Genomic DNA, 12,106 nt, shown 5'->3' with positions numbered 1-12,106 from the left:
CGCGAAAAAGATTGATCAGACCAATCAGGTCGGATGCGTCGCGCGCGGCCCGGTTGTCGCGGCAGTGCGCGAGCCCGCCATCCAGCGGCGCACGACGACGATCGACAGCACACCGAACCCGACTCCGGCGATCACGTCGGCCAGATAGTGGCCGCCCTGCGTCGGCGTCGACACGATCATCGCGGCGTTCAGCACAACCGCAGCGGGAAACACAAAACGGACATGCCGCACCGCATACGCGAGCAGCAGCGCCAGCATCACGTGGAACGACGGCAACGACACGAGCCCCTGCGATTCGGACAGGTTGAATTGCCGAAGCTGCCCGCTGCGCAGCAGGTCGTAGTGGGACACGGTCGATGCGGTGTGCGGATCGGTGATGCCGAAATGGACGAATGCGCTTTGTGCGGGGAACGGTGTCGACACGAGAACGGCGACAAGCAGCGCGAATGCGAACAGCGTGATGAATTCGGCGAGATCGTCATGTCGCCGCGTGGTCGCGAGGATGAACGGAACGGCGATCAGCTGCACGATGCTGCTGCGATACGCGAACTCGAGCACACGGTGCAGTTCGGCATGCGCGCTCACCCAGCGATACAGGTCGAGCCAATGAAAGCCGAGCAACGCATCGAACCGGACGAGGTCAGTCTCGATCGACGGCGGCGCGAGTGCGACGCACAGGTAGTCGAGTATCACGACAGCCTGGCTGAGGGCGGCGATCGCCACGATGCACAGCATGGAGAAGGCCGCTTCGCGCAAGCGCCACGCGTGTGTGCGCTCGCGGTAGCGCTGCGCTTGCGACAACGCGATCAGTGCCGCCGCAACGGCGATGGCAGCGCAGGCTGTCAGTCCCGCGACAGACACTGCATTACCGAGTGCCAGTGTGATGCCTGCGGCGTGCGCGCCGGCTATGCACAAGGCTGCGATAACCGCAGTCAGCAGCGCAATGCCCGTTAGGACTTTCGACACTCGGTTCGTCATGGGGTCTTTGTATTTGCACGATGCAGCGCGGCTGCATCGAAGTGCGCGACGCGATCGTGTGCGCAAGTTCGTCGCCATCGTATCAGCACGATTCGAGGTTTCGACAGCCGGCCTGTTGCCGCTTCAACGGTGATCGACATAGCATGATCATGCTTGCGCCGCGATATTCAACGAACGCCTCAACGAGCTACCTGCAAGCTCGAACAAACGACGGGCTCCAGGCGTCACGCCCAGCATGTGGATGCAGCCATGCACCATGCCGTCCAAACGATGACACTCCGTGGCGACGCCAGCCTCGCCGAGACGACGGGCATAGGCTTCACCCTCATCACGAAGCGGGTCGTATTCGCAAACCAGGATCGTGGCGGAAGGGAGATTTGACAGGCTTGCCGCTCTGAGTGGGGACGCCCACTGCGAGTCACCATCCGCCTTGTCGTTCAGATAGGCGGACCAGCAGAACTCCATCGTACTGCGGGTCAGGAAGTAGCCCGTGCCAAACTCGCGATAGGACGTTGACGACATCGCCGAATCCAAAGGCGGATACAGCAGCAGTTGGTGCGCAATGGCCGGGCCTCTCGCGTCATCCCGCGCACGCAACGTCGCCGCCGCAGCCAGGTTGGCACCCGAGCTATCGCCACCCGCCACCAGGCGGGTGCGGTCGACCCCCAACTCGTCCGCATGACTCGCGGCCCAGCACAAGGCCGTGTAGTAGTCGTGCAGGGGAACCGGAAACTTGTTTTCGGGTGCCAGTCGATAGTCGACTGACAGGACGACACAGCCCGTGGCGTGAGCCAACGCGCTGCAAGGGTTGTCGTACAGATCGAGCGAGCATCGGAACCAACCGCCGCCATGTGCGTAGACGATGGCTGGCAAGGGCACGGAATTCGACGTGACCGGTGTATAGGCACGAATCTGGATTGGATGGCCATCACCGCTCAGTACGCTATACGTTCGAACGTCGGCGATGAATTCCGGCGTGCCGTGCAAGCGCCGCAATTGCACTTCGCCGGCGGTACGCAGGGCATCCAGTGAGGCGGTGGGCCCGCCCACGGGCGGAAGTTTGGCGAGAAATTCGGCGATGAGAGGATCGAGCGCCATGGTCAGGCACTCGGTTCAGTAGAAGCCACGGTGGCAAACGCATCCTTGGCTGTTTGCATTGCCAGCAAAGCCGCCGGCATGCCGGCGGCAAAACCGACCTGAATGAAAGTCTCAACGATGGCCTCTTGAGTGAGCCCAGAGCGCAGGGCTGCTCCCACATGTAGTCGCAACGGACCTTGGCCGGTGGCGCCAAGTGCTGCGCAGGCTGCAAGAACGACCAATTCGCGTTCACGCAGGCTCAATGCCGGCCTGCTGTAGACATCTGCGAATTCCCATTCCATGACGTAGCGCGCGAAATCCGGCGATACGTCAGCCAATGCATCCAGGAACGTCTTGGCCGGCAGGCCGAACACATGCTCGAAGGTGGCGCATCCTCGTTCAAAGCGGCTGCCGGCCGGAGGTGCCGATGGATGTTCAGGAGATAAATTTCGGGACATGCTGCGCTCCATGGACTGCACAGTACAGTGCATATATTTTGCACTGTACTGTGCAGTGTATTTTCCGTCAATAGCAGTCGAGCTTGAAGAAGGCCGTTGCCCCCAACTCCCGTGCTTCGTGTGCGTTTGGATTTCTGCATCTTCAGCTTTGCCGTGGGCGTAATCGGTTTCATGTCCTGCGGTTCGGGATGGATTGTTGGGGCAATGCCATCGACATATTTTGCATTGCACTGTACAGTGCAATTCAGCACTGACACACGGTCAGGGCAAACCAACTGATCGTCACTTCATCGACCGAACTGTATTTCGATCCATGACGCGTTACGTCGCCTCTCCTGCTCGACCATCCATGCCAGAAAACGACTCACCCACCGCGCCGCACACCTCCATTCCGATGATGGCCGCAGCATGCGGGATCACCGTTGCCAACGTATATCTGTGCCAACCGCTGCTATCGGCCATGGCCCAAAGTTTTGGTGGCGCTTCTTCATCGGCGGGTCTGGTCGCCTCTGCTGCGCAGATCGGCTACGCCCTCGGGATTCTTACTGTCGTCCCCCTGGCAGATCGCGCGGATCCGAGAAAACTCATTCGCATCCTGCTTTGCTTGACCTGCCTTGCGCTGGTCGGAGCAGCATTGAGTGCATCAATGCAGTTGCTGGCGCTGATGTCGTTGCTGGTAAGCATGACGACGGTCGTCCCTCAGGTGCTGATTCCTGTTGCGGTTGCCGTTGCGCCGCCTGGGCGCTCGGGGCGCGTAGTGGCCACCATGCAAACGGGCCTCATTCTGGGCATCCTTTTGTCACGTACGGTATCGGGGGCGATTGGAGAGCTCAGTGGGTCCTGGCGGACTTCCTACTGGGTGGCGGGAGGCCTGACTGGCTCGCTGATATGGATCCTGCCGAGGTTCATTCCCGTACGGGCAAGTCATCCGCAAACCAATGCGATGGCATACGGCGCGCTGATTGGCTCGCTACCCGGTCTACTCCTGAAATGGCGCGACCTTCGATTCTCGGCGTGTCTGGGCGCTGCGATGTTTGGCGCATTCTCGGCGTTCTGGGCGACGCTGGCGTTCCATCTTGCGCAAGCGCCGTTTCACTACGGGCCGGCACAAGCCGGGCTTTTCGGCCTTTGGGGTGCGGCCGGAGCGTTGATCGCACCACAGTGCGGTCGCTTGTCGGACAAATTTGGCCCGACGGTGGTCAATCTGGTCTCCGTGGCAGCGGCCAACTTTGCCTTTCTGGCATTCCTTGTCGCGGGTGATACGTCCGCGCTGGCGATTGTGCTCGGGGTGAACCTGCTCGATTTCGGCAATCAGGCTGGTCAGATTGCGAATCAGGCGCGCATTTTCCGCCTGGATCCCGCAGCCCGCGCACGCCTGAACACGGTCTACATGGTGTGCACTTTCGCGGGCGGCGCGGCTGGCTCGGCGATCGGGGCCGCCGTGTGGGACAAGGCTGCCTGGCAAGGTGTCTGCATTGCCGGCTTTGCGTTGCTGGGGCTGGTCGGCATGCTTTTGGCCTGCCGCACCGTCACCCGGCAGTAGCGCCGTAGCCGGACAGGTAGCGCAGTCGGCAACGTACAATCGGGTGTCATCTTGATTCCGGCACCTGACATTGTGAGAAAGAACACCGCTCCCACTTCCGATAGCGAAAGCGCAGCCTCCACTCCATCACGCAAGACCGCCACGCCCAGCCCCAACGGCACACGCCGGCCGCGCGGTGCAGCGTCAACCAAGCGCGACCAGATACTGGATGCCGCAACGCGTGTCTTTCTTCAGCATGGCTACGAAGGGACCAGCATGGACCGCGTTGCCGTTGAATCGGGCGCCGCACGCCGCACGCTGTACAACCAGTTCGAGAGCAAGGAAGACCTGTTCGACGCCATGACGGCGCGCATCTGGGCGAGCTTCCCTGTGTTCGATATCACGCGCGATGAAGAGTCGCTGCGCGACCCCAGACTCGGCCTGACCCGCCTTGGACGCGCCGTCTCGGATTTTTGGATTCCAGCAGAGGCCATCGCCTTTCTGCGCATGGTGATCGCAGAGGGGCCACGTTTTCCGGCGTTGACCAAAACGTTCTTCGAAAAAGGCAAGGCGCCAGCGATGGGCGCAGTGGCTGACTACCTTGAGGCGCTGGCCAAGCGCAAGCTCATCATGGTCAAAAACCCGACCCTGGCCGCGCGGCAATTTCTGGGGCTCATTGATGAACCGCTGCTTTGGGTACGTGTCGTTGGCTCAGATGAGCGCTTCACGAAGCAGGAACGAGATCTTGTCGTGCAACAAGCCGTCGACATATTCTTGAGCTTCTATCTTGCACGACCTTAGACGTGTTGTTAGGCATCGGAAGGGGCGTGAATGTCCCAAATAGCGCCTTTCTTGGCGGTGCTGCGGGACAGCGTCTGGCGCCACGCAATCCCCTGCGAGCCCGCAGACTGTCTGCCGATCGATCAGCCTCAGCGATCACCCAAACGCGAAGCCTTGTCGTCAATGTGTCGCTCGACATCAAGCGCCTCCCCGCCTCGATGGCCAACTCGTTCTCTCGTCGGTCATAGAGAGGCCCCCAATCCCCAGTGGCATGCCGCCTCACCAAGTCGAATAGCGACGTGTCAGCCTGCGGCAGCGCTGCCAAGGCACCCGGGGTAGCGAATAAACGTCCACGCGCGAACCGCTGCGCCATGCCACGAGGAATACCCAGTTTCATGGAAGCACCTTCAATGGACGAGCACACGCCTCCGGCGGATAGCGGATGTACGCGCGAGAGATGTCGGGAAAAGCTAGAACGCCTGAACAACGCCTTGTGAAGATCGAAGGGGCAAGCGCCCTCCCGTCGAACCAGCCAAGCCACCAAGATCCAGACTCGTTAGTTTTTTTGTCGCCTGCCCCGCACGCCACCAACCGACCGTGCGCGTGCTTTAGGCAACGGTTTTTGCTTGTGAGTCGTTTTGATAGTCAAAACGAAAAACCCCTTGATCCTTCCGGATCAAGGGGTTTCGTATTCTGGCGGAGAGGGTGGGATTCGAACCCACGGTACGGGGAAACCGTACGCCTGATTTCGAGTCAGGTACATTCGACCACTCTGCCACCTCTCCGTTTTACTGCATTTCCCGGTTGGTCATGTCCGGGAAAGAAAAGATTATAAAACGATCTTTTCTGAGCTGACAAGCCCTTCGCGCAATTTTTTTTGCGAGGGCTTCGCCAGCCGATTTCACGACGCCTGCGCAGGCGCGTCGATCCGCTCGATGCCGCCCATGTACGGACGCAGCGCCTCCGGCACCGAGACCGAACCGTCCGCGTTCTGGTAGTTCTCCAGCACCGCGACGAGCGTGCGGCCGACCGCGAGACCCGAACCATTCAGCGTATGCACGAGCTCGGGCTTGCCCTGCGCATTGCGGAAGCGCGCCTGCATCCGGCGCGCCTGGAATGCCTCGGTGTTCGAGCAGCTCGAGATCTCGCGATAGGTGTTCTGCGCGGGCAGCCACACCTCGAGGTCGAACGTCTTCGCGGCCGAGAAGCCCATGTCGCCCGTGCACAGCGTGATCACGCGGTACGGCAGGCCGAGCTTCTGCAGGATCGCTTCCGCATGGCCGACCATCTCGTCGAGCGCCGCGTACGACGTTTCCGGTGCGACGACCTGCACCATCTCGACCTTGTCGAACTGGTGCTGGCGGATCATCCCGCGCGTGTCGCGGCCATACGAACCGGCTTCCGAGCGGAAGCACGGGGAATGCGCGGTCAGCTTGATCGGCAGCGCGGAGCCTTCGACGATCGATTCGCGCACGGTGTTCGTCAGCGAGATCTCCGACGTGGAGATCAGGTATTGCGTGACCGTGTTCTCGGCGCCGCCCTTCTCGACACGGAACATGTCGTCCGCGAACTTCGGCAGCTGGCCCGTGCCGTAGAGGATGTCCGGGTTCACGATGTACGGCGTGTACGTCTCGGTGTAGCCGTGCTGCAGCGTGTGCGTGTCGATCATGAACTGCGCGAGTGCGCGGTGCAGGCGTGCGATCGGGCCGCGCAGCATCGTGAAGCGCGCGCCAGCAAGCTTCGCGCCCGTCTCGAAATCGAGGCCGAGCGGCGTGCCGACATCGACGTGATCCTTCACCTCGAAATCGAACTGGCGCGGCGTGCCCCAGCGGCGCGCCTCGACGTTGTCGGCTTCGTCCTTGCCGACCGGCACGCTTTCATGCGCGACGTTCGGCATGCCGAGCATCAGGTCGGACAGGCGCGCCTGGATGTCGCCGAGCTTGGCTTCCCCGGCCTTCATTTCGTCGCCGATCCCGCCGACCTCGGCCATCACGGCCGACGTGTCCTCGCCCTTCCCCTTCATCGCGCCGATCTGCTTCGACAGGCTGTTGCGGCGTGCCTGGAGCTCTTCGGTACGGGTCTGGATCGCGCGGCGTTCCGCTTCGAGCGCGGAGAACGCGGCGATGTCGAGGGTGTAGCCGCGATCGGCGAGGCGCTTCGCGACGCCGTCGAGGTCTTTGCGCAGCAACTGGATGTCGAGCATGGGAGGACTTGGAAAATCGTTGTGTAAGACGGGAATTCTAACGCACCGCGCGGCCGCCAACGCGTCAGCCTGACGGACGATGCCGGAAAACGGCCGGGCGTGGCAGTATCGTCATGCCGGCTCGCATGGGCAGCCGGTGCATCAATTGTGCCAAACCGCTGCGGGCGGCGGAACACCCGCAACGGCAGCACGCAACGCGACACTCGACGCCCTCGCTTTCGCGTCACCGCCCTTCAAGGAACCCGATGGCCATCGAACTGGACAAGGATGTACGCGACCGCGCAATCGCGTCGCTGCAACGTTATTTCACGGAAAACATGGACGAGCCGATCGGCAACATCCAGGCCGGCGCGCTGCTGCACTTCTTCGTCGAGGAGATCGCGCCCGCGATCTACAACCTCGCGATCGCCGACGCGCAGGAACGCCTGCATGCGCGGGTCGCCGAGCTCGACATCGAATGCCACGAGGAGCCGTTCGAGTACTGGAAGAAACAGCAGCCGGCCCGCAAGCGCTGACGCATCCGGCACGGCGCCGGCCGGGCCGCGCGTCGCTCGTCAGTCCTTCTTGCCGGCCTCGCGATCGAGTTCGCGCAGCCACGTGAGCTTGTCGGCGATCTTCGATTCGAGCCCGCGCGGCACCGGCTTGTACCAGTGCGGCTCGCGCATCCCGTCCGGCAGGTAGGTTTCGCCGGCCGCGTACGCATTCGGCTCGTCGTGCGCGTAACGGTACGCGTGACCGTAGCCGAGTTCCTTCATCAGCTTGGTCGGCGCGTTGCGCAGATGCACGGGCACCTCGCGCGACTTGTCCTGCTTCACGAACGCCATCGCCTGGTTGAACGCGTTGTAACCCGCATTGCTCTTCGCCGCGCACGCGAGATAGATCACCGCCTGCCCGAGCGCGAGCTCGCCTTCCGGCGAGCCGAGCCGCTCGTAGGTTTCGGCCGCGTCGTTCGCCATCTGCAGCGCGCGCGGATCGGCGAGACCGATGTCTTCCCATGCCATCCGCACGATCCGCCGCGCGAGATACTTCGGATCCGCGCCGCCGTCGATCATCCGGCAGAACCAGTACAGCGCGCCGTCCGGGCTCGAACCGCGCACCGACTTGTGCAGCGCCGAGATCTGGTCGTAGAAGTTGTCGCCGCCCTTGTCGAAGCGCCGCGCATTCAGCGTCATCGCGCTGCTGACGAAATCACCGTCGATCGTCGCGACGCCGGCCGACGCCGCCGCCGTTTGCGCCTGCTCGAGCAGGTTCAGGAAGCGCCGCGCATCGCCGTCCGCGTAGCCGACCAGCGTATCGATCGCCTTGTCGTCGAACGCGAGGCCGTCGAGCGCGATTTCCTGCGCACGCTTCAGCAACTGGCGCATCTCGTCGTCGTTCAGCGACTTCAGCACATAGACCTGCGCACGCGACAGCAATGCGGAGTTGACCTCGAAGCTCGGGTTCTCGGTCGTCGCGCCGATGAAGGTCACGAGCCCCGACTCGACGAACGGCAGCAACGCATCCTGCTGCCCCTTGTTGAAGCGGTGGATCTCGTCGACGAACAGGATCGTGTGGCGGCCGGTGCGGTTCAGCGTGTCCTTCGCCTGCTCCATCGACTCGCGGATGTCCTTCACGCCGCCGAGCACCGCGGACAGCGCAATGAACTCGCAGTCGAACGCGAGCGCGGTGAGCCGCGCGAGCGTCGTCTTGCCGACGCCGGGCGGCCCCCACAGAATCATCGAATGCGGTTTGCCCGATTCGAACGCGAGCCGCAGCGGCTTGCCTTCGCCCAGCAAATGCGTCTGGCCGATCACCTCGGCGAGCGTCTTCGGCCGCAGCGCCTCGGCGAGCGGCCGGCGCGGCTCGACTTGAAACAGATCGGACATGAACCCTCGCTCCACATCAAACGGTCGCGGCCGAACGGGCCGCCGGACCCGACATTATGACAGCCGCGCGACGGCGTCGCCGCGCCCGATGCCCGCGCCTGGTGCCCGCGCCCAGAAACAACACGGGCCTGCCGTCGCCGGCAGGCCCGTTGCGAAAAACGCGGCGCGCGGCGCCGGTCAGCCGGTGATCACGTCCGCACCCTTCGGCACGACGAACTTGAACGTATCGCCCTTCAGCGGCGGATTCGTCTGGATGTTCGTAAACGTCAGCAGCGTGACGTTGCCGAACACGTCGTGCAGCTCCATCGCGGCGAGCGTGCCATTCTTGAAGCCGATGCCGATCCGCTGGAACTGCGTGTCCTGCGCCTTCGGCAGCATCTCGAGCCACTCGATGCCGCCCTTCTCGCCGGCATCGCGCAGCGTGTAGTTCTTGTCGAGGTCGTTGCTGCCGAACAGGATCGCGGCGGGGCTCGCGCCCAGCGCGCCGTTCAGCTTGCGCTCGGTGACCTGGTTCAGGTCGCGGTCATACACGTAGAGCTTGTCGCCGTCGGCCTGCAGCACCTGCTGGTACGGCTTCTGGTACGTCCAGATGAACTTGCCCGGCCGTGCGAACACGAACGTGCCGCTCGAATTGTCGGTCGGCTTCGGCATGGCCTGCACGGCGCTCGCGCCCTTGGACGGCGCCTTGACGATCTGCTGCGTGAAGTCGCCCTTCGCCGAACGCACCTGCGACACGAAGGCCTTCAGCTGTTCGGTGCCGCCCGCGAACGCATGCGTCGCCGCGAGCATCAGCGATGCGCCGGCGAACGCCGCGCCGAGCCAGCGCCGCGTCGAACGAAGGGAAGAAACGAACGAAAGTTGCTGCATGATGCGGTTTTCTCCGTGGGTGGCTGGCGCTGCGGGCGCCGCGGACTCATTCCGCGTCGCGCGCCGGCACAAGAATTTCGCGGTTGCCGCTCGACGACATCGCCGACACGAGCCCCGACTGTTCCATCTGTTCGAGCAGCCGCGCCGCGCGGTTATAGCCGATCCGCAGATGACGCTGCACGAGCGAGATCGACGCGCGGCGATTCTTGATGACGATCTCGACCGCCTGGTCGTACAGCGGATCAGACTCGCCGCCGCCTTCGCCGGTTCCCGCGCCGGCCGAGCCCTCGTCGCCGTCGGCGGTGCCGCCTTCGAGCAGGCCCTCGACGTAGTTCGGCTCGCCCTGCTCCTTGAGCTTGTCGACGACGCGGTGCACTTCGTCGTCGCCGACGAACGCGCCGTGCACGCGCACGGGCAGCCCGCTGCCCGGCGGCAGGTACAGCATGTCGCCCATCCCGAGCAGCGATTCGGCGCCCATCTGGTCGAGAATCGTGCGCGAGTCGATCTTCGACGACACCTGGAACGCGATCCGCGTCGGCACGTTCGCCTTGATCAGGCCCGTGATCACGTCGACGGACGGACGCTGCGTCGCGAGGATCAGGTGGATGCCGGCCGCGCGCGCCTTCTGCGCGATCCGTGCGATCAGTTCCTCGACCTTCTTGCCGACGACCATCATCAGGTCGGCCAGCTCGTCGATCACGACGACGATGTTCGGCAGGCGGCCGAGCGGTTCCGGATCGTCCGGCGTCAGGCTGAACGGATTCGGGATCTTCTCCTCGCGCTTCGCCGCATCGTCGATCTTGTTGTTGTAGCCCGCGAGGTTGCGCACGCCGAGCTTGCTCATCAGCTTGTAGCGGCGCTCCATCTCCGCGACCGTCCAGTTCAGCGCATGGCCGGCCTGGCGCATGTCGGTGACGACCGGGCACAGCAGGTGCGGAATGCCTTCGTAGACGCTCATTTCGAGCATCTTCGGATCGATCAGGATCAGGCGCACCTGCTCGGCGGTCGCCTTGTACAGCAGCGACAGGATCATCGCGTTGATCCCGACCGACTTGCCCGAGCCGGTCGTGCCGGCGACGAGCAGGTGCGGCATCTTCGCGAGATCCGCGCACACGGGCTTGCCGCCGATGTCCTTGCCGAGGCTCAGCGTCAACGCCGACGACGCGGCCGCGTACACCTCGGAACCGATGATCTCGGACAGGTGCACCGTCTGGCGGCGCTGGTTCGGCAACTCGAGCGCCATGTAGTTCTTGCCGGGGATCGTCTCGACGACGCGGATCGACACGAGCGACAGCGAGCGTGCAAGATCCTTCGCGAGGTTGACGATCTGGCTGCCCTTCACGCCGGTGGCCGGCTCGATCTCGTAGCGCGTGACGACCGGGCCCGGATACGCGGCGACGACGCTCGCCTCGACGCCGAAGTCCTTCAGCTTCTTCTCGATCAGGCGCGACGTGAATTCGAGCGTATCCGCGGAAATCGCCTCCTGCGTCTTCGGCGCGGGATCGAGCAGCGACACCGGCGGCAGCGTCGAATCGCCCGGCAGGTCGGTGAAGAGCGGCACCTGGCGCTCGCGCTCGACGCGCTCGGACTTCGCCGGCGTGACGACCGGCGGCACGATCGTCACGGGCTCGTGATCCTCGATGCGCACGCGCTCCTCCTCGACCTTGCCTTCGCGGCGCACGGCCGCGGCCTCGCCAAGCTTGCGGTCGCGCTCGGCCTCGCGGCGCAGCTTCGCGACGTTGACGGCGGACAGGATCGCGCCACCGACGCGCTCGGCAACCGACAGCCAGGAGAAGCGGAAATACAGCGACAGGCCGATCGCGAGCGCGATCAGCAGCAGCAACGTGCCGCCCGTGAAGCCGAACGCGTGCGACATCGCGCCCGCGACGGCCTCGCCGACGACCCCGCCCGGCGCGCGCGGCAACTGCACCTTCAGCGACCACATGCGCAGCGCCTCGATGCCGTCGCACGCCAGCACGACGAGCACGAACGAGAAGATTTCGGTGAGCCAGCCGATCGGCCGCTCGGGTTCGTCGGGAATCGCCTCGTGGCGCGTGATGCGGCGGTAGTTGACCGCGATGCGCCGCCCGAGCGGCACGATCAGCCAATAGGCCGACAGGCCGAACAGCAGCAGGATGATGTCGGCCGTCCACGCACCGACGCGGCCGGCCCAGTTGGAGATGTGGTCCACCTGCGCGGCGTGCGTCCAGCTCGGATCGCGCCGGCTGTAGCTCAGCAGGGCCATCACCAGAAATGCGCAGAGCGCGACCTGGAGAATCCAGCGGATCTCCGTGAGGAGCTTCGACATCCGGTGCGGCAACGCCTGTGCCTGGGCGGAATAAGGAGCTTTTGCCAT

The 12,106-nt window shown here is 63.9% G+C and carries 10 protein-coding genes and 1 tRNA gene; 3 read left to right on the top strand and 8 right to left on the bottom strand.

All coding sequences use genetic code 11. The features are described from left to right. Positions 1-24: 24 nt before the first annotated feature. The 3 genes from H3H55_RS04745 to H3H55_RS04735 all read right to left on the bottom strand — a co-directional run bounded on the left by H3H55_RS04745 (position 25) and on the right by H3H55_RS04735 (position 2,513). On the bottom strand, positions 25-861 hold the full coding sequence (locus H3H55_RS04745) for a phosphatase PAP2 family protein (RefSeq protein WP_319022252.1): 837 nt from the start codon (positions 859-861) through the stop codon (positions 25-27). Between the two features lie 264 nt (positions 862-1,125). Next, a complete protein-coding gene (locus H3H55_RS04740; protein WP_193097835.1) occupies positions 1,126-2,076 on the bottom strand; it encodes an alpha/beta hydrolase in 951 nt (316 codons plus the stop codon). A 2-nt stretch (positions 2,077-2,078) separates the two neighbouring features. Beyond that, entirely contained in the window at positions 2,079-2,513 is a 435-nt protein-coding gene (locus H3H55_RS04735; RefSeq protein WP_193097834.1) for a carboxymuconolactone decarboxylase family protein, read from the bottom strand. A gap of 349 nt (positions 2,514-2,862) precedes the next feature. Here H3H55_RS04735 and H3H55_RS04730 point away from each other — a divergent pair, with 349 nt between their 5' ends. Both H3H55_RS04730 and H3H55_RS04725 read left to right on the top strand, forming a co-directional pair. Continuing rightward, on the top strand, positions 2,863-4,056 hold the full coding sequence (locus tag H3H55_RS04730; protein ID WP_193097833.1) for an MFS transporter: 1,194 nt from the start codon (positions 2,863-2,865) through the stop codon (positions 4,054-4,056). Positions 4,057-4,128: 72 nt separating this feature from the next. Further along, a complete protein-coding gene (locus tag H3H55_RS04725) occupies positions 4,129-4,836 on the top strand; it encodes a TetR/AcrR family transcriptional regulator (protein ID WP_319022251.1) in 708 nt (235 codons plus the stop codon). 673 nt (positions 4,837-5,509) lie between these two features. Here the strand turns inward: H3H55_RS04725 and H3H55_RS04720 are convergent. Together H3H55_RS04720 and serS are read right to left on the bottom strand one after the other, a co-directional pair. After that, positions 5,510-5,600, bottom strand: a tRNA-Ser gene (locus H3H55_RS04720). Positions 5,601-5,716: 116 nt separating this feature from the next. Then, complete coding sequence (gene serS, locus H3H55_RS04715; protein WP_193097832.1) at positions 5,717-7,018, bottom strand: serine--tRNA ligase; 1,302 nt, start codon at positions 7,016-7,018, stop codon at positions 5,717-5,719. 245 nt (positions 7,019-7,263) lie between these two features. Between serS and H3H55_RS04710 the strand changes: the two genes are divergently transcribed. Then, positions 7,264-7,533: a DUF2164 domain-containing protein gene (locus H3H55_RS04710; RefSeq protein WP_129513951.1), complete on the top strand. Its 270-nt coding sequence runs from the start codon at positions 7,264-7,266 to the stop codon at positions 7,531-7,533. Positions 7,534-7,572: 39 nt separating this feature from the next. Here H3H55_RS04710 and H3H55_RS04705 read toward each other — a convergent pair whose 3' ends face one another. From H3H55_RS04705 to H3H55_RS04695, 3 genes are all read right to left on the bottom strand, one after another. After that, positions 7,573-8,883 (bottom strand): replication-associated recombination protein A, encoded by a 1,311-nt coding sequence (locus tag H3H55_RS04705; protein ID WP_048243122.1) that lies wholly within the window; start codon positions 8,881-8,883, stop codon positions 7,573-7,575. 177 nt (positions 8,884-9,060) lie between these two features. Beyond that, on the bottom strand, positions 9,061-9,750 hold the full coding sequence (lolA, locus tag H3H55_RS04700) for an outer membrane lipoprotein chaperone LolA (protein ID WP_193097831.1): 690 nt from the start codon (positions 9,748-9,750) through the stop codon (positions 9,061-9,063). 46 nt (positions 9,751-9,796) lie between these two features. Next, positions 9,797-12,106 (bottom strand): DNA translocase FtsK, encoded by a 2,310-nt coding sequence (locus H3H55_RS04695; protein WP_193097830.1) that lies wholly within the window; start codon positions 12,104-12,106, stop codon positions 9,797-9,799.

Origin of the sequence: Burkholderia sp. Z1, assembly GCF_014893795.1 — a bacterium.
Lineage (GTDB): Bacteria > Pseudomonadota > Gammaproteobacteria > Burkholderiales > Burkholderiaceae > Burkholderia > Burkholderia theae.
Note: the sequence above shows the minus strand (reverse complement) of the source record. Positions and strands in the feature narration are given on the sequence as shown.